This window comes from Caballeronia sp. M1242 (assembly GCF_017220215.1).
Lineage (GTDB): Bacteria > Pseudomonadota > Gammaproteobacteria > Burkholderiales > Burkholderiaceae > Caballeronia.
In genome coordinates, this window is the sequence record NZ_CP071131.1 from 401,489 (window position 1) to 424,771 (window position 23,283).

A 23,283-nucleotide genomic window follows, 5' to 3' on the forward strand; every position below is an offset into this window, starting at 1 on the left:
TCACGCCACCTCGTTTTCAAGAATGCCGATGCCCGGAATCTCCATGCGCACGACGTCGCCGCTTTGCAGGAATTTCGGAGGATTGAAGCCGATGCCCACGCCCGCGGGCGTGCCCGTCGCGATGACGTCGCCCGGCTGAAGCTCCATGCCGGCCGAAAGCGTCTCGATGATCGTCGGGATATCGAAGATCAAAAGCTTCGAGTTCGATTCCTGACGCAGCTCGCCGTTGATCCAGCAACGCACGTCGATGTTCTCGGCGTCGATCTCGTCGGCCGTGACGAGAAACGGACCCATCGGGCAGAAGCCGTCGAGCGACTTGCCGATGAACCATTGGCGATGCAGCTTTTGCAGATCGCGCGCGGTCACGTCGTTGATGATCGTGTAGCCGAAGACGTGGTTCATCGCGTCGGCCTTCTTGATGCCGCGCCCGGCCTTGCCGATCACGACGCCGATCTCCACTTCGTAGTCCATCTGCTGCGTCACGTCGGCGTGGCGCGGAATGCGCTCGCCGGTCGCGATGATCGTCGAGACGGGCTTGGTAAACACGACCGGCGCTTCCGGAATGTGCTCGCCCGCCTGCGCGCTCTTGTCGAAGCCCGACTTGCTGAACTCTTCGGCGTGATCGTGATAGTTCTTGCCGACACAGAACACGTTGCGGCGCGGCTGGTCGATTGGCGCGAGCACTTGCGCCGAGGCGAGCGGCCTGCCTTCGCCGCGCGGCTTGAGCGTTTCGCGCAGGTCGGCGAACTGTTGGACCAATTGGACCATGTCGCCGCAGAAGCCGTCGCAAAGCTCGGAAACCGGCCAGTACTTGCCGCCTTCCGAATCCACGACAGCGACTGTTTTCGCGCCATCTACCCGCAAAGTTGCTAATTTCATGGTGGGCCTTTAATCTAGACTTGTCGGTGAATCTGGAGCCACTCTAGGACCAAAAAAGGACAAAGAGAACTAGGGTTAACCAATCATCGATACCAATTGGTCTATTAGGATGAGCAGGAAAAGTCATGAGCAGCGTCGACGAAATCAGGCTGACAGTCAGGTCCAAAGGAGCGCGCGAACTCGCCCACTATCTCGAAGAGGCGATTCGCAGCGGCCGGCTGGGCGTGGGCGTGCGTCTACCGCCGGAGCGCGAGTTGAGCGAAGAGTTCGGCGCGTCGCGCGGCGCGGTGCGCCGGGTGCTCGCGGATCTCAAGGAACGCGGGCTCATTCGCCAGGCAGTCGGCAGCGGCACGTTCGTGATGCCGGGCGGGATGTCGGCAAGCCCCGTGGCACCGCTAACGCCGCTAACGCCGCTAACGCCGCCCGAGCCGCAAGCGGAGCCAAAGAACGGCGTCGTGCAGACGAGCCCTGCCGAACTGATGGAAGCGCGGCTTTTGATCGAACCGCTGATGCCCGGCTTGATCGTGCGCTATGCGACGGTCGCCGACTTCACGCACATGACCGAGTGCATCGAGCGTTCGGAAGCGGCGGCAAGCATCGAAGAATTCGAACACTGGGATGGCGAGTTGCATCGCGCGTTCGCGGTGGCGACGCATAACAGCTTCTTTCTGCGCGTGCTGGAATTGACGAACGAAGTGCGCGAGCAAGGCGAATGGGGACGCCTGAAGCGCAAGTCGCTCACGCCCGAGCGTCGCAGTCAGTACGAGGCGCAACACCGCGCCATCGTCGATGCGCTTCGGGATCGCGACGCCGAGCTGGCTTGCGAGCTACTGACCGCGCACCTGCTTCAGATTCGCGAGAACCTTTTCGGACGTTAGCGCAGGTCCTCGCCGCCGCCCGCATCGCCACGCTTTTCGCGGACTCATTCACCGCATGAGTCCGTGCGTGCGTTTCATCGGGAAAGCTCTAATCGAAGCGCCGAAAATACCTGCATATAGTGGCTCTGTTCTTTTTCCCGCCTGTGCGCTGCATAAACCAGAATATGAGACAACCGCGCGATTCAGTGCGTCATGCCCGCCGCGATTCCCGTTTCTGAGCGCCAAGACGCGAATAAATAAGCCTTCACAGCTTCATCGAAACGCATCGAAAGAAAATCATCATCGACGTCTTTCCAATGTGAAAGCCGCTCTGAAGTGATTAGCAAGCGATCACCCATTATCTGGACGCAATCGACGACACGTCGACTCGCATCGATCAAGAAACGGAGGTGGACATGACGCAGAACCGGGACGACAAGACGAAAGACGATAACAACGGCATCAGCACCGCGCGGCGCGGCCTGATGCAGGGCGCGGGGCTCGGCGCGGCGCTCTCGCTGCTGGGCGGCGTCACGGGCGCCGGCGGACTCATTTCGAGCGCTCAGGCTGCCGAATCCGCATTTCCGCAGCACAAGAAGTGGAAGATCGTGTTCGTCAATCACGTCACCACGAATCCGTTTTTCGTGCCGACGCAATACGGCATACAGGACGCATGCTCGCTCTTCGGCATGGACTATCAGTGGACCGGCTCCGCCACGTCCGATGCCGGCGAAATGGTGCGCGCGGTGAACTCCGCGATCGCCGCGAAAGCCGATGCCATCGCCGTGCCGATCGTCGATCCGACTGCCTTCGACAAGCCGATACAGGCCGCGCTCGATGCCGGCATTCCGGTGTTCGCCTATAACGCCGACGCACCGCGCGGCAAGACGAGTCCGCGTCTCGCGTATATCGGGCAGGAGCTGTATCTCTCCGGTTATCAGATGGGCGAGCGCATTGCGAGTCTCGTCGATAGCGGCATGGTGGCGCTTTTCATCTCGACGCCGGGTCAGTTGAACATTCAGCCGCGTCTGGACGGCGCGAGCGACGCCATCAAGAAGTCCGGCAAGAAGATCGACATTCAGACCGTGGCGACGGGCGCGACGGTCAACGAAGAACTGTCCAAGATCAAGTCGTTCTATCTGGGACACCAGAACCTCAAAGGCATGTTCGCCGTCGATGCAGGCAGCACGCAAGGCGTCGCGCAAGTAATGAAGGAATCGAACCTGCCGTCGAAGGGCGTGCATGGCGGCGGCTTCGACCTGTTGCCGCAAACCGTCCAGCTGATTCACGAAGGCTTCCTCGATTTCACCATCGACCAGCAGCCGTATGTGCAGGGCTTCTATACCGTGGTGGAAGCGTTCACGTTCCTCGCGTCGGGCGGACTCGTCGGACCGGCGAACATCAACACGGGTCTCAAGTTCGTGACCAAGGCGACCGTCGAGCCGTACCTGAATACGTCGACGCGTTATGAAGGCAAGACCACCAAGCCGCAAATCGTTCCGATGAGCGGCGCGATCAAGTCCTGATGAATACGCTGAACGAGCCGGGCAAAACACACGGCGCCGCGCCGGTCGCGAGACCGCGCGGCGCGCTCTTCGCCCAATGGGCGCCCGAGTTGCGGATACTGCTCGTCGCGGTGCTGCTCGCCGCGTACTTTCAGATCGTCAATCACGACTTCCTGCTCTCCAACGCGAGTCTCGTCAACCTGTCGCAGTTCATCGCGCCGGTGGCGATCATCGCGCTGGGCGAGATCATGCTGATGATCGGCGGCGATATCGATCTGTCGGCGGGCATGGTGTTCGCGTTCGCGCCGTTCATGATGGTCTTCGCCAACGATGCCGGCGCGCCGATGTGGCTTGCGGTTATCGCGGGCCTCGTCGCGGCGGCCATCATCGGCTTCGTGAACGGCGCGGTGACCGTGTATCTGCGCCTGCCCTCCTTCGTCACGACGCTCGGCACGCTGTTCCTCATCAACGGCATCACGCTCACGGTGTCGCGCGGCACGCCGGTCGCGACGCCCGGCTCGCCGGAGTTCGCCGCCGTCATGGGCGCGTGGGGCTACAGCGAGATCATCTGGACGGTCGGGCTCGCGATCATCATGCATGTGCTGTTGCGGCACACCCGCTGGGGCCTGCATACGCAGGCGGCGGGCGCGAACCCGCTCGGCGCGGGCGAAGCGGGCATTCTCGTGAACCGGCTGCGTCTGGGTAACTTCGTACTCGCGGCGGTGCTCGCGGGCCTTACGGGCATACTCGAAGGCTTTCGCATCACGTCGATCGATCCGCAGGCGGGCGGCAATCAGATCATGTTCCTCGCGGTCGCGGCTGCCGTGATCGGCGGCACGCCGCTGACGGGCGGCTCGGGCACGATCGTCGGCGGCGTGATCGGCGCGGCGGTGCTCGGCATTCTGAACGACGGCTTCACGCTCATCGGCATCAACGCGTTCACGTTCAACATCATTCTCGGCGCCGCGATTCTCGCCGCGATGATCTTCAACATTCACGTCGGGCGCATTCGCCGCAAGGGAGCACGGTAATGGCTGAAGCGCAGACCGCCGCGCCCGATCTGGCCTTGCGCGGCGACAACCTCGTGAAACGCTTCGGCGCGGTGACCGCGCTCGACGGCGTCTCGCTTACGCTCGGCAAGGGCGAAATTCTCGGCGTGCTCGGCGACAACGGCGCGGGCAAGTCCACGCTCGTCAAGATTCTTACGGGCTTTCATCAGCAGACGAGCGGCACGCTGCACGTGCACGGAGAGGAAACGCTGATCCGTTCCGTCGATCATGCGCGCTCGCTCGGCATCGAATGCGTGTATCAGGACCTCGCGCTCGCCAATTCGCTCAGCATCTACCACAACATGTTTCTGAACCGCGAGATCGTGCGGCGCGGGCCGCTCAGTCTCATGCGGCTCGTGGATCACAAGCAGATGCGCGAGCGCGCGGCGCAATGTCTCGATGATATCGGCGTGCATGTGCCGTCCGTCGATTTGCCGGTGGAGCGTCTGTCGGGCGGTCAGCGTCAGGCGATCGCCGTGGCCCGCGCCGTCAATTCGAACGCGCGCATTCTGCTGCTCGACGAACCGCTCGCCGCGATGGGCGCGCGCGAAGCGGGACTCATCATCGACCTCGTGCTGCGGCTGAAGGAGAAAGGCGGGCTGTCGATCATCATGATCATGCACAACTACGCGCAGACGCTCGACATCGCGGATCGCATCATGTTGATGCAGCGCGGGCGCGTCACGTATGAGCAGCGCAGCGCGAATACGTCGGTGGCCGAGCTGATGGATATCGTGCGGCGTGAATATCGCGCGATGCGCGCGGCCACCGCGCATTGAACGCGCTTGGCCGATGCCCGAGCGTTACTCAACTTCCCCGCCCCGCCGATAAAACCGATGCCGCGAGCATGATGCAAGCCCGCGGCACCGGCCATCAACACGCCATTACTGCGCCGCGCACGTGAAGCTCGACGCGACGTTCACATCGCCCGAACCGTTATAGCGCGGGAAGGTCGGGTACTCGCACAGCGGGCGCGTGCGGCCCGGCACGCCGGTCTTGTCCGCGACCACTTGCGCAGGCGGCGTCACGCCCTTCTCGACCCAGTTCTCGAGCGTCGTCAGCGAGTCCCATCCCGCGTTGAAGATGCTGCTGGTCGAGTGCCCGTAGCCCGGAATCTCATAATAGCGCACGAAATTGCTGACCGTGGACGCGCCCATCGTCTGACGCAAACGCTGGTAATACTGCTCGGTGGCCTGCGTGCTCACCAGTGCATCGGCCATGCCGTGCGCCATCAGGATCTTGCCGCCCTTCGCATTGAACGCGGACAGGTCCGTCTTGTTCACGTCCTGCTCGGCCGTCAGCGCGCTGATGCGTGCCTGATACGCGCCCGGGTTTTGCGGATCGACCGTGAGCGAGTTGACGCTCGGATCGCGCGCCACGAAGTAGCGAATCCACTGGTCCCAGAAGACGCTGAAGTAAGGCGCGGTGGCAGGCATCGGGCTCGCCGGCTGCAGCAGATTCAAGGCGAGGGCGATGACGGTCGGCTGCACCGCCGATGCATTCACGACGCCCAGGTCCGCGCCCCACACGTTGAAGCCGGGATACTGCGTCTCTCCGCTGCCGAGCTGATAGTTGAATGTGATCGGCGTCGCGTACACCTTCAGCGCCGCGATCTGCGCATCGGAGAGGCAGGTGTCGCCCGTGTCCGCGCCGTTTGCGCATCTGAGCGGCGTGCCGTTCACCGTCGCGGTCGCCGGATCGAAGCTCGCATTGCAGGCGGCCACGTTGCTGATGAGACCGTCGGCCACGCCGTCGAGCGCATCGCAGGCGGACACCGCGGCATTGAGCAGCACCTTGCGCTTCGCCTGATTCGGATACGCGCCCGGCTGCGCGAGTGCGCGCGTGATGCGGCCGAATTGCAGGTCGAGGCTCGCCGCATTCCATGCCGGATATAGGACGATGGAGCCGTCCCAGTCTTGCGGCCAACGCTGCACGACCGCCAGCGCCTCGCGTCCGCCGGACGAGCCGCCGGCGAAGTAGGCGCGCTTGGGCTTGTCCACCGCATAACGCTTGCCGATCAGATAGACCGCTGCATCGCGCGTCTTCTTGAGCGCATCGCCGGAGAAGTTCGCGACGGCTTCGTCGTTGGTGCCGAACGAACCGTCGCGGCTGCCGAGCGCGCCGGCCTGATGGCCCGAATCGCTCGCGAATACCGCATAGCCGCGAGCGAGCGGCGCGGGCTGTGTCGTCGGGCCGGCCGGGACGTTGCCCGTCACGGCCGGTACGGTGCCATCGTAGCCGCCACCGCCGAACATCATCGCCTTGCTGTTCCACTGCGTCGGCATCGCGACCTGGAAGTTGATCTTCGGCGCGGTCTGATCGACGGGCGCAATCGATCCGCTCACGAGGCAATACTCGGGCGTCGCCGCGACGCCCGTTCCCGAAGCGGGCACGATCGCGGCGGCCGCGACGGTCGCGCCCGTCGTCGGCAACCCGATCGCGTTCGCAGGCACGCTCATTCCCGCGAGTTGCGCACAACTGAGCGCAGCGGTCGGCGGCGTGCCGTTATTGTTATCGTCGTTTCCGCCATGACACGCGGCAAGCGCCAGCGCGGCAAACGGTGCAGCCGCCACCGCTGCCTTGTTGACGTATCGAATAATGCGAGGCCTGCAGAATGCTTCGGGCATGTCTCCTTCCTCCTGGCAATTGAATCGCTCTCGTGAACGGCTCTTGTGAACGGCTTTGTCGTGCCGCGTCGTGCGGTGCGCTTTTTTGCGTCCGCGTAAGAATCGTTGACGGCGGCGCGATGGAAGTCAAGCGGGGCGTGTACCAACGCGTGGGATGGCAATCAATTCAATAAGACTTACTGCTTCGGCGGAAATAGGAGAGAGTTGCGAAGGTAGGCTTTACCTCGTCGATGAATGGCTCATCGACCCGCGTTTGCTTTGGATTGACTTTGCGATTGGCGGAAGGCCGTATGCGTCCCTTGCGCTCGCATGGGTTGGCGAATTGAGCCGATGATTCATCGCTCGCCATCGAAGGCGAGCGAGTAGCACGCTTCTTTGCCGTGCTTAAAGATGCGCCGGAGTCATTGACATGACGAACCGGCGCTTGCGTGACTTAACTGGCTTCAGCTGCATTCGCGCTGCCATTCTGCGCGGCCTCTGAGACCGAAGCGCGCTTGGCGGAAGCCTTCTTTGCAGCCTTCTTTGTCGCCGTTTTTTTGGTCGCGGCCTTTTTCGTTGCGGCTTTTTTGGTTGCGGTCTTTCTCTCTGACGCGCCGTTCGCCGCTGTTGCATCGATCAGAAATTTGGTCCTGTCTTTCGCGGACGCGAGCCACGCCGGCGCCTTGCCTCGGCCACTCCATTCCGCGCCTGACCTCGGATCGCGATACTTCGCGGGCTGCTTGCCGCGTACGTAATTGCCGAGAGGCTTTGCCGACTTCGCATCGGCGGACGAGGCCGTGCTCGCGCCAGCGTCGATGAGGAACCTGTTGCGGTTCTTCGCGTTTGCAATCCATCCGGGCGCGCGGCCGTGACCGCTCCATGTCGCCCCGGTCTTCGGATCGCGATATTTCGCATTCGACGCGCCGCCTTTCTGCGACCCGGTGCTCGCGCCGCGTTTCGTACTAGTGTTCTTGCCGGCAGCGTCCGCACGCAAGTCGTCGACAGTCAAACCATATTCATCCATCAACGAATGAATTCGGGCGATCACGCCGGCCGACTCTTTCTTCGCTATTGCTTCGGCTTGCGCCTGTAGCTTGGCTATCTTCGTCTGAATGTCTTTGAGCGTTGCCATAGGACTCCCCTTTTCGATTGCAATGCCCGCACTATGCCATATGCGTTGCCTGCGAAACACATTCATCGCGTGACACAATGGCCGACATCGATCGAATCAAACGCAATTTGACGATTTTTGCGGGGCGAATTAAGCGGCTAAACGCACGCTAGCCGAAGATACGCGCCCAAATGTCACGAATGCGGCGAGCGCGATCCTCGAATAGAAATGAAGCGATGAGCGCGAAGATTCCTGATACCACGCCCGTCAGAATATGTTCGACGTACGGATTGGAGTAATGACTTGCGTGTGAATACGCGTCGCCTAACGCAGTCAGCAGGCCGACCAGCAACGCATTGCCATATCGATTTCCATAGAGTTTCGTCGCCGGCGTGAAAGTCAGCAGCACCGCGAGCAATCCGGTCAGGAGACCGGTTTTGAATGCGATAGTCCAGTGCGCGAGACTCATCACATTGCTCCAGCTACCCGGCATGCAGGTCATGCATGCACTCGTCGGCTGCCAGAAACGCTGCACGAACAATCGGACGCGACGCTTCCACTCGGTTGACATGATCATTGCCCTCGGCAATCGCGACGCCGGATGACTCACGTTACGACGACGAGCGGCTATGCGCAATCCCTGTCTGCTTACGCCTCTCGTTCAAGACTCAACGCAGCCCAGACCCAGAAGCGTCGCTTTGATTGCATCGTCGAGCGGCGTATGCGGCTCATGACCGAGCGCATCGAGCAGCCGTGTGTTGATCATGCGCACCGGCGTTCGCCATAAATAACGCATTTCGCGCATTTCGCGAAAGGTCACGTTGAATGGCGATGCAAGCGTCAGCAGCCACCACGGAAAGGCGCCGATCGCAGGCGCTCGCCCGGTCTGTCGCGCGATCACGCGCTGAATGGCTGCGGCGAATTGCGTGCCGTCCTCATCCCAGTGGCCGCCCATATGAAAGCGCGCGAAACGATCCAGCGTATCGCGGCGCTCGAGCAGTTCGACCATGGTGCGCGCCACGTCCGGCAGATACGACCATGCGTGTCCGACACCGGCCGTCCCCGGATAGACGATCTTTTCGACCGGCTTTCCCGGCTTGACGAGCCCTTGCGAGAACCAGTTGTTACCCGCTTTCGGCCCGAAGAAATCGCCCGCGCGCACAATCAACGTCTGCACGCCGTCGCGGCTTGCACGTTCGAGCCGCGCTTCCATCTCCACGCGAATCGCGCCTTTCTTCGTGAGCGGATGTTGCGGCGCATCTTCGGCGATAACGGGAAACGCGTCCGGTCCGAAGTTGTACACCGTGCCCGGCAGCACGATCGTCGCGCGCTCGGTCTTCGCTGCCGCGATCGTGTTGTCGAGCATCGGCAGCACGAGATCGGCCCAGCGCCGGTAGCCGGGCGGGTTCACCGCATGCACGATGACCGTCGCTCCCTTCGCCGCGCGCGTCACGTCGGCGCGATTCATCGCATTGCCGTGCATCCATTCGATGCCGTCCGTCTGCTCGCTTGCCGCAGCGGAACGCCGCAAGCCGCGCACGTGCCAGCCTGCATCGCGCAACTGCCGCGCAACCTCGCCGCCGATGCCGCCGGTTGCGCCAAGCACCAAAGCCGTTTTCCGAGTCATGCCACGCTCCTTGTTATGTCGATTGGATGATTCTGCGCGAGACACGGCTGCAATAGAATTGCCTAACTACGTAGAGCGGATATACAAATTTGCATGGCCGACAACATAGGATGGGAACTGTATCGCACGCTATTAGCGGTGCTTCAGGAAGGGTCGCTGTCGGCGGCGGCGCGCGCATTGGGCATCACGCAGCCGACCGCTGGCCGTCACATCGAGGCGCTCGAACGGGCGTTGAACGTGAGCCTCTTCACGCGTTCGCAAACCGGCTTGCAGCCGACGGACGTCGCGCTCGCCCTGCGCGTTCATGCGGAGGCGATGCAGAGCACGGCTCTATCGCTGGAACGCGCAGCCAGTGGTCACGGCAATGGCGGCGACGTGCGAGGCGTGGTGCGCGTATCGGCGAGCGATGTGGTGGGCGTCGAAGTACTGCCGCCCATCATCGCCGCGCTGCGGCAACGGAATCCGCATCTCGTCGTAGAACTGGTGCTGTCCAATCGCGTGCAGGACCTGCTCAGGCGCGAAGCCGATATCGCCGTGCGCATGGTGCGGCCGAAGCAGACGCAACTCGTCGCGCGGCGTATCGGCAGCATCGAACTCGGGCTGCATGCGCATCGTGACTATCTTGCGATGCATGGCACGCCCAGGAACGCGGCGGCGCTGTGGAAACACGCGATCATCGGCTACGATCAATGGACGGCCTTTGTCCGCGAGGCGAGCAAGGCCTTTCCCGGCTACTCGCGCGGCGCGCTTTCGCTACGCACCGACAGCGATGTCGCGCAATTCGCGCTGATCCGCGCGGGCGCGGGCATCGGCGTGTGTCAGGTGCCGCTCGCCCGCCGCGACGCGGCGCTCGTCCGCGTGCTGCCCAAGCTCGTCGCGCTACAACTGGAAACGTGGGTGACCATGCACGAGGACCTGCGCGCGTCGCCGCCTTGCCGCGCGACCTTCGATGCGCTCGTGCAAGGGCTTCTGGACTATGTACGGTGATGCAGCCATGCTTCGGGCGCGCGTGAAACGACTCGGCGCGGGCCGGTGAGACAATCGTCGGCAGAAGCATCAACCATCGGAGAACGTCATGTCACGCAGCGTCGCAGAGAAACGCGCGGCCTTTCGCGCATTGCATGAGTCGGGTTGCTTCATGTTGCCGAACCCTTGGGACGCGGGCAGCGCGCGTTATCTCGCGAGCCTCGGCTTTCAGGCGCTCGCGACGACGAGTTCCGGCTTTGCCTGGTCCACTGGACACGCCGACAATCACGTCACGCGCGATCTCGTCCTCGCGCATTTGCGCGCGATGGTGGACGCCACCGATCTGCCCGTGAACGCCGACTTCGAGAACGGCTTCGGCGCGACGCCGGCCGACGTTGCCGCAAGCGTCGAGCTGGCGGTCGCGACCGGCGTGGCCGGCTTGTCGATCGAAGATTCCACCGGCGACGCATCCGCGCCGCTCTTTCCGCTCGACGTCGCCGTCGCGCGACTGCAAGCGGCCCGCCGCGCCATCGATGCGAATGGCGGCAACACGCTCTTGATCGGCCGCGCGGAAAACTTCTTTGCCGGAACGCCCGATCTGAGCGACACGCTCGCGCGCCTCACGGCCTACGCGGCAGCAGGCGCCGACTGCCTCTACGCGCCCGGCATCCACACTCGCGAGCAAATCGAGGCCGTGGTCGCCGCCGTCGCGCCCAAACCCGTCAACGTGCTCATCGGCGGACCGTCGGCCTTCACGCTGAGCGATCTCGCCGCGCTCGGCGTGCGGCGCGTGAGCGTCGGCGGCGCGCTGGCGCGGGCCGCGTGGGGCGGTTTCATGCGCGCGGCCGCGACGCTTGCCGACGGACGCTTCGACGGCTTCGAAGGCGCGGCATCCGGCGCCCAACTCAACGCGCTGTTCTCAGGCAACGCGTGACTTCGAAGGAGCCCGTCATGGCTCGTGAAATCATTCGCGTGGAACCGCTTTCCAGTTGGCTCGAACGAAGGAAGGCGCCGGTATCGGTCGTCACGCGTCATCGCGACACCGTGTATGTCTCCGGTCTTCCGCCCTTCGATCCCGAGACCGGCGACGTGCTCGATGCGCCTATCGAGCAACAGACGCAACGCGTGCTGGAGCAATTGAAGCTATGCGTGGAGACGGCGGGATCGTCGCTCGATCAGGTGTTGAAGTGCACTGTCTACTGCACGTCGGTGGAGATGTTTTCCGTCGTGAATGAAGTCTATGCGCGCTTCTTCGGGCATGAGCCGCCGGCGCGCATCTTCGTGAATGTGCCCGCGTGGCCGGGACGCTTCGACATCGAGATCGACTGCGTGGCGGCGGTGTCACGGTAGGCCAGCAAGAGCCGCGATCATTCCGGCGTCTGCGCGCCGCGCCAAACGCGGCATTGCTGGCGCACGACTTCGTGCAGCGAATCGTGCGCGCCGTAGATGCGGCGCAGCCACATCGCATCGGTCATTCCCTGCGTCACGGTGCGCCTGATCGCGTCGAGCGCTTCATCAGCGGCGAGCGCGTGGCCGTGCGGCGCGATGGCGTCGAGCGTGGCGAGAATGTCTTCGCGAAGCGGGCGACGATTTCCTGTCTCCGGATTCACGCATACGCCATCCAGTCCGAAGCGGCACGCCATGAACCGGTTCGCCCGATAGACTTCATAGTCGCGCTCGGTCAGGCGCAGAGGCAAATCGGTCAGCAGATAGCGCGCGAGCGACTGAATATACCCGGCAATGGCCGCGGCCCATTCGACGCGCAGCGGCGTATCCATCACGCGCACTTCGATGGTCCCGTATCCCGGACTCGGACGAATGTCCCAATAGAAGTCTTTCAGGCTTTTGACGAGACCCGTGTGCGTCATGCGCTCGAAGTACGCTTCGAACTCACTCCATTTCGTCACGAAAGGCGCTTGTCCTGACAATGGAAACGGCGCGACGGAATTCAGGCGGGCGCATTGAAACTGCGTGTCGCTGCCCTGCACGAACGGAGAAGACGCGGCGAGCGCAATGAAATGCGGCACGTAACGCGAAAGCGAATGCAACAGAACGAGTGCCGAGTCGGGGTCTGGGCAGCCGACATGCACGTGCTGACCGAAAATCGTGAATTGCTGATAGAGCGCGCCATAAAGCCCCATCAGATATTCCGAGCGCTCGCGTCCGTCGGAACGCTGGTCGTACCAGTTCTGGAAGAAATTCGTTCCGCCGCCGCACACGCCGACATTGAGAAAGTCGCCTGCCCGAACGAGCGTATCGCGAAGCACCTGCAATTCGCTTTTCGCCTGATCGTAGTTCTTGCAGATGCCCGTCGACAACTCGATCATGCCTTCGGTCGTTTCCGGATTGATCGCGCCCTCGAAGCGCTCTTCTCTCACGCGATTCAGGAGTTCCGTCGTCGCCTTCGTCAGGTTGTAGTCGTGCGTATTCACGACCTGAACTTCCAGTTCGACTCCAATCGTAAAAGGCTCTGACGATGCAAATGGCTGGAGCATGGAGTGTCCTGTTTCGCGGGAGACGAGACGAAGCGGCGAGTTCATTCTACGCGACGAGCAGGGCTTGGCGATGAGACGGCATGCGTCCCGTTCGGATTGAAATCGAACGATCGATCGTAATGCGCACAGAGTTTCGATAAGAAAGGCGTTGCGGTGCCAGCCTCTTTGTCCGAGACACGGTGTGTCTTATTCAGCAGGCATATTCACTATCAAGATCTCAATGCTTTTTGAACATGCCCACTACTATTAAGCACCCGCCCTACGACCCGCCGCACGACCCCGAATCGCTCGTTCTCACCTGGATAAGACGCGCCCGCGAAGCGCAAATACGTCACTATGCGATGGCCGACCGCCTGAGTGCCTGCGCGCGGCACCTTGGGCTAGCGGTCATCGCCATCACCGCGCTTACAGGCACATCGGCGTTCGTGTCGCTCGTGACGCTGGCCGTGTCGCCGGGATTGCGCGTGGTCGTCGGACTCACGAGCATGAGCGCTGCGGTGCTCGCCTCATTGCAGACGTTTCTGCGCTATAGCGAGCGCGCGGAGTTGCATCGCAAAGCCGGCGCGCGCTATGGCGCGGTGCGCCGGCGACTCGAGACCATTCACGTCGACGGTGCGCGCGAAGAAGCGATGTTCAGCATCGACGTCGTGCGCGACGAGCTCGACGACATCGCGCAAAACGCGCCGCATGTGCCGGGGCGTGTGATGCGAACCCCTTAGCGACCGCGCTGTTCAAGGCTTGTACCCATCGTTCAGCGTGTGCAGAAACGCGACGATATCGTGGATATCCTCTTGCGTCATCGCGGGCGTATCGCCGGGCTTGCGATCGAACGGCGCGTCCTTGTCGTCCACGTTCGCGTGGAATTGCGGCGGCAAGTCGTCGTACTTGCGCACCTCGCCCTTGGCGTCCTTCGGATAGAACTTTTGCGGCGCGGTGTTGCGCTCGTTATAGAACGCCATCACGTCGTCCAGTGAACGATAGATGCCGTTATGAAAGAACGCGTGCCGCGTCGCGACGTTGCGCAGCGTGGGCGTGAGGAACATGCCGCAATACTGCGTCTGTTCGCGCAGGTCTTCGCGGAACGGGCCGCACACGCCCATGTCGTAAAACGTCGGATCGCGATTGATCGCGAGCGCGTTGTTGCGTGGCACGCCCAGCGATTCGTATTGGAAGTCGGTGAACATCGGCGGCAGACCGTCGGGGCTCGGCTTCGACACATGACAGCCCGCGCAATTCGCCTTGTCCGGATCGTTGAAGAGGCGCAGTCCGTGCAGTTCCGCCTGCGTCAGCCGCGCCTTGCCTTCGAGCCAGTAGTCGTATTTGCTCGTGTACGGATGAAACGCCTGCTCTTCCACCTGATAACGGGCCACGGCGAACATCGCCTCGGATACCGCCAGATCGCCGCTATCGAAAATGCGCGGCCCGAAGAGCTTCTCGAAGTCCCCCTTGTACGACGTATGCGCGAGCTTGTCCGCGACTTGCACGAGGCTCGCGTTCGCCATTTCGACCGGGTTGACCATCGGCCCGCTCGCTTGCGCCTGCAACGTATCCGCGCGGCCGTCCCAGAAGAGGCCGCCTTGCGGCACCATCGCCGGGGCGGCGGGCGCCACGCCCGCGCTTTTCTGCGCGCGCGTCGTGCCGTTCGCCTGCGCGGCGAGTTTCGCGAGATCCGGCGCTTCGTCGGCATCGCCCTGATCGGGGCCGATGCTGAATGCCGGCTGCCGATACAGATACATGAGCGACGGCGGCGGCCGGTATCCCGGCAGCGTCAGATGCGGCCCGCCCTGTTGCACGGCGAGATCGTTCGGCGGGCCGAACGCATGCGCCGGATCGTGGCACGAGGCGCACGACTGCTGGCCCGACGCCGAAAGACCGCGGTCGAAGAAGATGCGCTTGCCGAGTTGCGCGACGGCGCTCAGCTGCACCGTCGGCGGACGTTGCAACACGACAGGATGCGCGTTCGCGCCGGTCAGATTCTCGACGATATCGCCGATAGCCGCGGGCACGCGCGACGGCGCGACGACGGCATACGCGCCGAACGCGCCCGCCGCGACGATGAGCAGAGCGGCCACGCGAAGCGCGCGGCGCTTCCGGTTCGGTAGATCACTGGACTGGCCGAGAGCCGGATCGACGGTAGTGGACATGAACTGAAGAATACGAAAGCTTCGATGAAAACGCGTTGTCGCCGACAAGCGGCGACAACGAAAAGGTGAAAGGCGCACGCACGCACGGACGCGCCGTGAGTGCGTGCATGGCCAGGCTTAGATGGCCGGCACGGAAGCCACCGGCGAGCCGAGGTTCGGATCGACGAAGAGCTTCGCGTTGTTGCCCTTGCCGCTGAAGTCGAACATGCCCATGATGCTGCCCGCGGTCGCATCGAATGAGCCGCCGCCCAGACGCGCCGAGCCAAGCCAGTTGTCTTCGATAAAGCGCACCACGGAAGCCTGGCTGATCGGCGTGTGATCGACGTAGTTCACCTTCGCCCACGGCGAGATCACGAGGAACGGAATGCGCGTACCCGGACCGCAGCGGCCATTCACCGCGCCGCCGTTCACGCCGATCGGCGCCGCGCCCGAGCCGCACTTGCCCGCGCCGTTCAGCTGGTCGGCCTGCGCGTCGAACGAAGACGCGGTGGGCGTGGCGTACGCGTGGTCGTACCAGCCGTCCGAGTCGTCCCATGCGACGATCACGGCGGTGCTGTTCCAGTCCGGCTGCTGCTGCAGGAAGTTCACCACCTTCGCCGTGAACGCCTGTTCGTCGAGGGGGTCCGAATAGCCCGCGTGGCCGTCCTGGAACGCGGGCGCCTTCACGAAGCTCACCGACGGATAGTTGCCCGCCTTCACCGCCGCGAAGAAGTCGTCGCTGTCGTACTGATGGTTCGCGGGCTCCGGCGTCTTGCCGTCCGCTTCCACGGACGAGCCGATGGCCGCCGTCGAGCTCGGGCGCAAGTGCTGCGGATTGGCCGTCGACGCGTAGTACTGGAACCAGTTGTGATGCGGGATATAGTCGGCCGTCGCCTGTCCGACCACCGGCGATACCGTGCTGCGCTTGCAGCCGGTCGTGCCGTTGCCGTTCACGGTCGCGAGGTTGAAGCCGCCCATGAAGCCGCCCCACGTGATGTTCTTCGCGTTGAGCAGATCGCCGATGTTCTTCGAGGTCATCATCGCCTGATCGGTCGTGCTCGAGCAGATGTCGTAGCCGGGATCGACGTCGTTGATCATCGAGTAGCCGCCCTGACCGTCCGCGACATAGTACGAACCGGAGGCCGTCGTCATATTGAACACGGGCTTGCTCGCCTTGACGATCTGCATGCCGTTGTTCTGGCCCGACACCACTTCGAGCGCGCCCGGCGTCGACGGGCCGTAGGTGTCGGTGTAGGCGTTGTCGCTCATCGCAAATTTCTGCGCGTAGTTCCAGAGCGCGGCGACGGTGTTGCCGTCGAAATAGCCCATCACCTGACCGGCCGTGCCGAACGAACCCGCGCCGCCGCTCGAACCCTTACCCGTGTACTTCGGGAACAGGTCCGCCGCGCCGTTGTTGTAGGCCTGCTGCTCGGCGGTGTACGCGTGATTCTGGTCGGCAGTGGCCGCCTGCGTGCGGTCGAGGCGGAACGGATTGGCCGCCGCTGCGCCGTTCAGCGTATTCGTGAAGTTCGGGTTGGCGGTGAGCAGCGTCCCGCTCAAGCCGTTGACTGCCGGGGTGCCCGCCGCCGCCGTGAAGGCCGGTTCGCCGGCCGGATTCGTGGCGTTCGGATAGGTCGCGAAGTAGTGATCGAACGAGACGTTCTCGTTGAAGATCACGACGAGATGCTTGATGGGCGTCGCCGTGGCGAGCTTGTTCTGCGCGCTTTGCGGGGTGTCGTTATGGTCGCTGCCGCAGGCGTACATGCCGATTGCGGCGGCGGCCGATGCGCCAACCATGAGGGCTCGACGAAACATGAAGGGGACTCCGGTGTCGTTTTGATAGTGGTTCGTTCGTTCGCGCTTCCAGGCGCCGCGAAAGCGAGAGCGCGCGCTGAGCACGCGCGACGGATTTAAGCATTCGCTGATGGCCTCATTAAGACAGTGCGCTTGCGACGGACTTACCTTGAGTTGACGATTCGTCGCGGCGGACTTTCGAAAGCGTTACGCGCCGACGCGCATGGACAAAAAATGAGCGGCATCGTGCGGGTAAATGCGCGGTTCGTCGTGCTAAAGCATCGCATCCACGCGACGTAAACCAGCTATCGCCTCGCGTGCGCCGCGCGGCCGGCCCTTTCGCTCGCTCATTCTTCACGCCCATGCTTCGTCACCTTCGATCGTTCACCCGCTGCATCGTCGCCCGTCGCGGCGATGCGCCGGGCATGCTCGGACGCGGACTTGGTTTCGCGCATCGCGCGGGCGTTGCATCGACCGAGGGCCGCCGCCATGACCTTCGCTGATGCGTCCGATCTCGCGCCCGACGAGCGGCCGGCGACGCATCGCCGCGGCGTCGGCTTTGTCCGGCGGGCGTACGGGCTGCGCTGCATCGGCCTGGCGATGGGCTTCGTGCTCGTGCAGACGGTGCTGTGGATGCAGCATGCATCGGCCGGCGCGCGACTGTTCGTGCTGGCGTATTGCTTCGGCTGGCCGCACCTCGCGTTTCTCCTCGCGCGCGCCGGCGCCTACCCGGACCGCAGCGAGCGACGCAATATCTACGTGGACAACCTCGCGGGCGCGATGATCGTCGTCGCGATGAAGTTCGCGTGGCTGCCGTCCACGCTCGTCCTCCTGATGTTCATGATGAACAACGTGGCGGCGGGCGGCGCGCGCTTGCTCGCGCGCGGGTCGCTCTTTTGTCTCGCGGGATTCGCGCTCGGCGCGCTCGTGTTCGGCGTCGGCTTCGACTGGGGCAGCGTGTCGGCGAGCACCATCGCGAGCGCGCCGATGCTGATCGTCTATCCGTTGTCGCTCGGCATCGTCACGCACCGCACGGCGATCAAGCTCGCCGACCGTTCCCGCGCGCTCAAGCATCTCAACGAACGCGACGTGCTCACCGGCCTACTGAACCGGGCGACGCTCGCGCGGCGTCTGGACGACACGCTCGCGCGGGCGCGGGCGGACGGCACGCGCGTGAGCGTGCTGTTCATCGATCTCGACGAATTCAAGGTGGTGAACGATTCGCTCGGCCATCACCACGGCGACGAACTGCTGGCCACGGTCGCGGCGCGGCTCATGGCGACGGCAGGCGTCACCGAGCAGATCGGGCGATACGGCGGCGACGAATTCGTGATGGTATCGACGCTGCCCGCGCTCGAAGCGGTGAAGTCGCTGGCCGCGCGGCTCATCGACGCGGTGAACGCGCCGGTGCGGCTCGGCAGCGACACTGTCGTTCCGCGTCTGAGCGTGGGCATCAGTACGTGTCCCGAAGACGGCGACGCAGCGCAGCCGCTTCTGAACAAGGCCGACGCGGCGATGTATGCGGCCAAGCACGGAGGAAGGAACCGGTGGGTCGTATTCGAGGAAGGGTTGGCCGAGGCCGAGGTGTACGGGTAGATCGGCGGCTGATATTCGTGGGCATCAGCACCTGCCCCGAAGACGGCAATGAAGCAAAGCCGCTTCTACGAAAGGCCGACGCCGCGATGTATGCGGCCAAGCACGGGGGAAGGAACCGGTGGGTCCTGTTCGAGGAAGGGTTGGCTGAGGCGGGGGTGTACGGGTAGATCGACGGCTTGCCCGTGCAAGGACTCACTCTTTGAAGTTCACCGCCAGACGGCGCGTGCGTCGCGGTCAGCAACGCGTTTGCTTCACAGCCCCGCCGTCCGCGCACTCTGCGTGGACGGCGCGTGCAGCTTGCTTGCACCGGCGAATCGCGCTTGGTCGCATGCAGCGACTGCCCGTGCTTCCAAGAAACCGCGCCGCTATCAACGCGGCTTCATTGCGCGACGGAATCGAGCCCGGTCTTCCGTACGGTCGGCTGCGCGGCGGGCGACGCGAGGAACCGCAGCAGCGCCCGCGCTTCGTCCGGATGCTTTGCGCCGACCGGAATGCCGGGGTCGCGAACGGCGACTATCGAACATCGCGAGCGTATCGACGGATGAGTTAAACGGAATGCGGCTCGCGATCCTTCGATACGTCCCGGCATAACGCGTCGCGCGATTGGCCCCAGCGCCGGTCGCGTCAAGTCGATGCGGCAAACGAGTGGAACTGCGAGTTGGGCAAAGCGCGCTTGCTCGCAGCGAGTCGAGCATCGGATAGAGGACGATGGTCATCGATCTCATATCGAGCGACGCGACTCCGGCAACAGCTTGCATGCAGCGCCTTGCGCGGCGGGGAACTTGCAACGTCAAGGCGTCGGCTCGGAGGCGACAAGCGCGAAGCCCGGCATCGACTATGCATGCTTGCTCGACCAATCCGCGCCGCCGCCACGCCCTACTTCCCACTTGCCCCCGACGCCCCGCCCGCCTTCCCATGCTGCCGCGCTGTCTCATCACGCTTCAGTTCCGCCGGGGGCGTGCCGGTCTGGGTCGCGCCGCCCTGGCCGCCCTGCGGACTCGCGCCTTGCCCGCTCTGTCCCGACTGCCCGCCGCGCACGCCGAGCCCTTCGTTGCGCTGCTGATTGCCCGGCGTCGCCTGCGCGAGCAGCAGGGCGGAGCCGCCCGCGTCGTTCGCCGAGGCGGGCGTCGCGGCGATTACCGCAGTCGTGAGCAACAGACCCAATGCCGCTGTGTACTTGCCAGTCATTGCAATCTCCTTCGATTATTCGACCAGCATCCGTGCAATGCGCATGCCACGGGCGGCATTGAGGCTCTTACCACTCGACGCAAATCTTCCCCAGATGCGCCGCGCTTTGCTGATAGCGGAACGCATCCGCGAGCGCATCGAAGTCGAAAGTCTTGTCGATGACGGGCCGTACCCCGCTCTGTTCGAGCGCGCGCACATACTCCTGCTGTTGCCGCCGGCTGCCGACGATTAGCCCCTGCAAGCGCGCCTGCCGCGCCATCAAGAGCGACGTCGGCACGGTGCCTTCGCGCCCCGTCAGGACGCCGATCAATGAGATATGCCCGCCCACGCGCACCGCCTCGATGGACTGGGCGAGCGTTCCCGGCCCGCCTACTTCGATCACATGATCGACGCCTCGTCCGCCAGTCAGCTCGAGCACTTGCGCCGCCCATTTCTCGTGCTCGCGGTAGTTGACGACCTCGTCCGCGCCGAGCACCTTCACGCGCTCCAGCTTCTCGTCGGACGACGACGTGACGATGACTCGCGCGCCCATCATCTTGCCAATCTGCAACGCCGCGATCGACACGCCGCCGGTGCCGAGCGCGAGCACGGTATCGCCCGCCTTCAGCGCGCCGTCCGCGACGAGCGCGCGCCACGCGGTGAGGCCCGCTGTCGTGATGGTCGCGGCTTCGGCGTGACGCCAGCCGCGCGGCGCGTGAGTGAAAGCGGTCGCCGCGCGCACCACATGCATCGCCGCCATGCCGTCGATGCCGTCGCCCGGTGTGCCCGCGAAGTTGCCCACCTCGGCTTGCGCGGCGCCGTCGATCCATTGCGGGAAGAAGCACGACACCACAGGGTCGCCGACAGCGAACTCGGTCACGCCCTCGCCGAGCGCCTCGACGACGCCCGCGCCGTCCGCCATCGGCACGCGGCCATCGGCGGTCGGGCTCTTGCCGCTCACCACGAGCAGGTCGTGGAAGTTGAGCGATGTCGCGTGTATCGCAACGCGAATCTGTCCCGGCCCCGGCTGGCCCGGATCGGCGATATCGCGAATCTCGAGCTTGTCCAGTCCGCCCGGCGCGCGGACGACGAATGCCTTCATCAGAATCTCCTTGGCCGCGCTGCGGCAGTGAATCGGTCGCGCGCCAAGAAGCGCGCGCGACTCACGCCGCAACTCGTGGACCCGCTCGTTCTTGCGCGCGCGGTCAGCCTCTCTCGCTATCGAGATGCGCCATCTGCACGGCCGCATAGCGGTCTCCGGCGGCGGCGCCCTTCGGCACCGCGGCCTCGATGGCGGCGATATCGTCCGCGTTCAGCGAAACATCGAGCGCGCCCAGCGATTCGACGAGCCGCTCCCGCGTGCGCGCGCCGATGACCGGCACGATGTCCTCGCCCTGCGCAAGCACCCACGCAATCGCGATCTGCGCCACGCTCACGCCCTTCTGCTGCGCAATCTGCGCGAGCGCATCGACGAGCGCGAGGTTGCGCTCGACGTTGCCCTCCTGAAACCGCGGGCTGTGCGCGCGCCAGTCGCCCGCTTGCGCCGATGCCTTCGTCCAGTGGCCGCTGATAAGGCCGCGCGACAGCACGCCGTACGCCGTGATGCCGATGCCGAGTTCCCGGCACGCCGGCAGGATCGCGTCTTCGATGCCGCGCGAAATCAGCGAGTATTCGATTTGCAGATCGCAAACCGGATGCACGGCCGCAGCTTTGCGGATGGTCGCCGCGCCCACTTCGGACAGTCCGACGTGGCGCACATAGCCCGCCTGGATCATGTCCGCGATCGCGCCTACGGTGTCTTCGATCGGCACCTTGGGATCGAGCCGCGCGGGGCGGTAAATGTCGATATGGTCGACTTGCAGGCGCTGCAACGTGTAGGCGAGAAAGTTCTTCACCGCATTGGGCCGCGCGTCGTAGTCGGTCCAGTTGCCCGCCGGGTCACGCATGCCGCCGAACTTTACGCTGATGATCGCCGAATCGCGGCGCGACGGCGGCGCGCTCTTCAGCGCCTCGGCGATCAGCAATTCGTTGTGGCCCATGCCGTAGAAATCGCCGGTATCGAGCAGCGTGACGCCTGCTTCGAGCGCGGCGTGAATCGTCGCGATGCTTTCCGCGCGGTCGGACGGGCCGTACATGCCGGACATGCCCATGCAGCCGAGTCCGATGGCGGATGACTGCGGTCCCGTATTGCCAAGTTGACGCACTTTCATGTTGATTCTCCCAACGAGATAGTCAGACGATGGAGCCCGCGAACCCGGGCTTGCGATGCATTATCCGAGCAAACCCCGCGTGCGATAATCCGCCTCAATGCGAATGGGCTGTGCGCCGAGGCGAACAATGAGCGAACCGGATCTGTCGGACCTGCATGCGTATCTCGCCGTGGCGCGCTCGCGCGGCTTCCGTCAGGCGGCGCTATTGCGCGGCGTGTCCGCTTCGTCTCTGAGCGACGCCATTCGCCGTCTCGAAGCGCGGCTCGGCGTACGACTCCTTAATCGCACCACGCGCAGCGTGACGCCGACGGAAGCAGGGCAGCGTCTGATCGAGCGGCTCACGCCCGCGTTCGCGGAGATCGCCGGCGCGCTCGACGCCGTCAACGTCTTTCGCGACAGTCCCACCGGCACGCTGCGTCTCAATGTGCCGACCATCGCCTCGCGGGAAATACTTCCGTCCATCATTCCGCGCTTTCTTGCCGCGCATCCGGGCATCTCGCTCGAAATCAGCGCAACCGACAACTTCATCGACGTGCTCGCCGCGGGCTTCGACGCCGGCATCCGCTACGACGAAAGCATCGAGCGCGACATGATCGCGGTGCCGATCGGTCCGCGCACGCAACGCTTCGTCGCGGCCGCCGCGCCTGCCTATCTCGAAGCGCATGGCGAGCCGAAGCATCCGCGCGAGCTCGTGAACCATGCGTGCATCGGGCATCGCTTCGAAAGCGGCGTGCTCGCGTCGTGGGAATTCAAGCGCGGCGGCAAGACGGTGCGCATCACGCCGCGCGGGCCGCTTGCCACGACGTCGATCGAACTGAGCCGCAGCGCCGCGCTCGCCGGACTCGGCTTGACCTATACCTTCGAAGAATTCGTCCGCGCGGAGATCGAGCGCGGCACGTTGGTTCCCGTGCTCAAGCCGTGGTGGCAGAGTTTTCCGGGGCCGTCCCTCTACTACCCGAGCCGCGCGCACATGCCGGGGCCACTGCGCGCGTTCGTCGATTTTCTTCGGGCCGAGAACGCCGCGCTAGCCGACAAGTAAGTAATACCGCCATCCGGAAACACGCGCGGTAGATTCTTTAGACAAAAGCTAAAGTCGGTCAGGCAGGGGTCGTTAAACAAGCAAGAAGAGCAACAACTGGTTACAAACACGGTAAGTTCTTCCTAAATCGATTTCCGCTGCAAACGTTTGCACGATGCGCTTCCGTAACGGAAGCGCATGAAAGCGCGCGTGCCGCGTCGAATCAGATCATCAGCTTTACCCGCCCGCAGGGATACGCGGGACACAGGCCCGTTGCCGA

21 protein-coding genes and 1 pseudogene are annotated in these 23,283 nt (G+C 63.9%); 10 read left to right on the forward strand and 12 right to left on the reverse strand.

What is annotated here, in order from left to right; genetic code table 11:
- Entirely contained in the window at positions 1-879 is an 879-nt protein-coding gene (locus JYK05_RS21270) for a fumarylacetoacetate hydrolase family protein (RefSeq protein WP_206470455.1), read from the reverse strand.
- A gap of 125 nt (positions 880-1,004) precedes the next feature.
- On the opposite strand from JYK05_RS21270, the gene JYK05_RS21275 reads away from it, so the two are divergent.
- The 4 genes from JYK05_RS21275 (at position 1,005) to JYK05_RS21290 (ending at position 5,069) form a co-directional block, all read left to right on the forward strand.
- Entirely contained in the window at positions 1,005-1,757 is a 753-nt protein-coding gene (locus JYK05_RS21275) for a FadR/GntR family transcriptional regulator (protein ID WP_206470456.1), read from the forward strand.
- Positions 1,758-2,152: 395 nt separating this feature from the next.
- Complete coding sequence (locus tag JYK05_RS21280) at positions 2,153-3,262, forward strand: sugar ABC transporter substrate-binding protein (protein ID WP_175943513.1); 1,110 nt, start codon at positions 2,153-2,155, stop codon at positions 3,260-3,262.
- Positions 3,262-4,272 carry an ABC transporter permease gene (locus tag JYK05_RS21285; protein WP_206470457.1) on the forward strand — a complete coding sequence of 337 codons (1,011 nt, stop codon included), beginning with the start codon at positions 3,262-3,264 and terminating at the stop codon, positions 4,270-4,272. Before JYK05_RS21280 ends, JYK05_RS21285 begins: the two co-directional genes overlap by 1 nt.
- Positions 4,272-5,069, forward strand: coding sequence for an ATP-binding cassette domain-containing protein (locus JYK05_RS21290; RefSeq protein WP_206470458.1), 798 nt, complete (start codon positions 4,272-4,274; stop codon positions 5,067-5,069). Before JYK05_RS21285 ends, JYK05_RS21290 begins: the two co-directional genes overlap by 1 nt.
- 105 nt (positions 5,070-5,174) lie before the next feature.
- Here JYK05_RS21290 and JYK05_RS21295 read toward each other — a convergent pair whose 3' ends face one another.
- The 4 genes from JYK05_RS21295 to JYK05_RS21310 form a co-directional block, all read right to left on the reverse strand.
- The gene (locus tag JYK05_RS21295) at positions 5,175-6,917 is read right to left on the reverse strand and encodes a tannase/feruloyl esterase family alpha/beta hydrolase (protein ID WP_206470459.1); all 1,743 of its coding nucleotides are present in this window, start codon (positions 6,915-6,917) and stop codon (positions 5,175-5,177) included.
- Positions 6,918-7,350: 433 nt separating this feature from the next.
- On the reverse strand, positions 7,351-8,028 hold the full coding sequence (locus JYK05_RS21300) for an H-NS family nucleoid-associated regulatory protein (RefSeq protein WP_206470460.1): 678 nt from the start codon (positions 8,026-8,028) through the stop codon (positions 7,351-7,353).
- A 148-nt stretch (positions 8,029-8,176) separates the two neighbouring features.
- Positions 8,177-8,578, reverse strand: a complete 402-nt coding sequence (locus JYK05_RS21305; RefSeq protein ID WP_206470512.1) for a hypothetical protein — start codon at positions 8,576-8,578, stop codon at positions 8,177-8,179.
- A gap of 90 nt (positions 8,579-8,668) precedes the next feature.
- Positions 8,669-9,634, reverse strand: a complete 966-nt coding sequence (locus tag JYK05_RS21310) for an NAD-dependent epimerase/dehydratase family protein (protein ID WP_206470461.1) — start codon at positions 9,632-9,634, stop codon at positions 8,669-8,671.
- Between the two features lie 93 nt (positions 9,635-9,727).
- Here JYK05_RS21310 and JYK05_RS21315 point away from each other — a divergent pair, with 93 nt between their 5' ends.
- From JYK05_RS21315 to JYK05_RS21325, 3 genes are all read left to right on the forward strand, one after another.
- Positions 9,728-10,621, forward strand: coding sequence for a LysR family transcriptional regulator (locus JYK05_RS21315; RefSeq protein WP_175943526.1), 894 nt, complete (start codon positions 9,728-9,730; stop codon positions 10,619-10,621).
- An 88-nt stretch (positions 10,622-10,709) separates the two neighbouring features.
- Positions 10,710-11,534 (forward strand): oxaloacetate decarboxylase, encoded by an 825-nt coding sequence (locus JYK05_RS21320; RefSeq protein WP_206470462.1) that lies wholly within the window; start codon positions 10,710-10,712, stop codon positions 11,532-11,534.
- Positions 11,535-11,551: 17 nt separating this feature from the next.
- Positions 11,552-11,950, forward strand: coding sequence for a RidA family protein (locus tag JYK05_RS21325; RefSeq protein WP_206470463.1), 399 nt, complete (start codon positions 11,552-11,554; stop codon positions 11,948-11,950).
- A 17-nt stretch (positions 11,951-11,967) separates the two neighbouring features.
- Here the strand turns inward: JYK05_RS21325 and JYK05_RS21330 are convergent, their stop codons facing one another.
- Positions 11,968-13,095 (reverse strand): YbdK family carboxylate-amine ligase, encoded by a 1,128-nt coding sequence (locus tag JYK05_RS21330; protein WP_206470464.1) that lies wholly within the window; start codon positions 13,093-13,095, stop codon positions 11,968-11,970.
- 233 nt (positions 13,096-13,328) lie between these two features.
- Between JYK05_RS21330 and JYK05_RS21335 the strand changes: the two genes are divergently transcribed.
- Positions 13,329-13,814, forward strand: coding sequence for an SLATT domain-containing protein (locus JYK05_RS21335; protein WP_206470465.1), 486 nt, complete (start codon positions 13,329-13,331; stop codon positions 13,812-13,814).
- Between the two features lie 12 nt (positions 13,815-13,826).
- On the opposite strand, the gene JYK05_RS21340 is transcribed toward JYK05_RS21335, so the two are convergent.
- Together JYK05_RS21340 and JYK05_RS21345 are read right to left on the reverse strand one after the other, a co-directional pair.
- Positions 13,827-15,239, reverse strand: coding sequence for a cytochrome-c peroxidase (locus JYK05_RS21340; protein ID WP_206470466.1), 1,413 nt, complete (start codon positions 15,237-15,239; stop codon positions 13,827-13,829).
- Between the two features lie 117 nt (positions 15,240-15,356).
- Positions 15,357-17,033, reverse strand: coding sequence for a phospholipase C (locus JYK05_RS21345; protein WP_206470467.1), 1,677 nt, complete (start codon positions 17,031-17,033; stop codon positions 15,357-15,359).
- Between the two features lie 468 nt (positions 17,034-17,501).
- On the opposite strand from JYK05_RS21345, the gene JYK05_RS21350 reads away from it, so the two are divergent.
- Positions 17,502-18,608 carry a sensor domain-containing diguanylate cyclase gene (locus tag JYK05_RS21350; protein ID WP_206470468.1) on the forward strand — a complete coding sequence of 369 codons (1,107 nt, stop codon included), beginning with the start codon at positions 17,502-17,504 and terminating at the stop codon, positions 18,606-18,608.
- A 379-nt stretch (positions 18,609-18,987) separates the two neighbouring features.
- Here JYK05_RS21350 and JYK05_RS21355 read toward each other — a convergent pair.
- The 4 genes and pseudogenes from JYK05_RS21355 to JYK05_RS21370 form a co-directional block, all read right to left on the reverse strand.
- Positions 18,988-19,104 (reverse strand): annotated as a pseudogene (locus tag JYK05_RS21355) (substrate-binding domain-containing protein); the annotation flags it as partial.
- A gap of 380 nt (positions 19,105-19,484) precedes the next feature.
- Positions 19,485-19,796: a hypothetical protein gene (locus JYK05_RS21360; RefSeq protein ID WP_175943541.1), complete on the reverse strand. Its 312-nt coding sequence runs from the start codon at positions 19,794-19,796 to the stop codon at positions 19,485-19,487.
- Positions 19,797-19,863: 67 nt separating this feature from the next.
- On the reverse strand, positions 19,864-20,877 hold the full coding sequence (locus JYK05_RS21365; protein ID WP_206470469.1) for an NAD(P)-dependent alcohol dehydrogenase: 1,014 nt from the start codon (positions 20,875-20,877) through the stop codon (positions 19,864-19,866).
- 103 nt (positions 20,878-20,980) lie between these two features.
- Complete coding sequence (locus tag JYK05_RS21370; RefSeq protein ID WP_175943545.1) at positions 20,981-21,985, reverse strand: aldo/keto reductase; 1,005 nt, start codon at positions 21,983-21,985, stop codon at positions 20,981-20,983.
- Between the two features lie 127 nt (positions 21,986-22,112).
- Between JYK05_RS21370 and JYK05_RS21375 the strand changes: the two genes are divergently transcribed.
- On the forward strand, positions 22,113-23,024 hold the full coding sequence (locus JYK05_RS21375) for a LysR family transcriptional regulator (RefSeq protein WP_206470470.1): 912 nt from the start codon (positions 22,113-22,115) through the stop codon (positions 23,022-23,024).
- Positions 23,025-23,283: the final 259 nt, after the last annotated feature.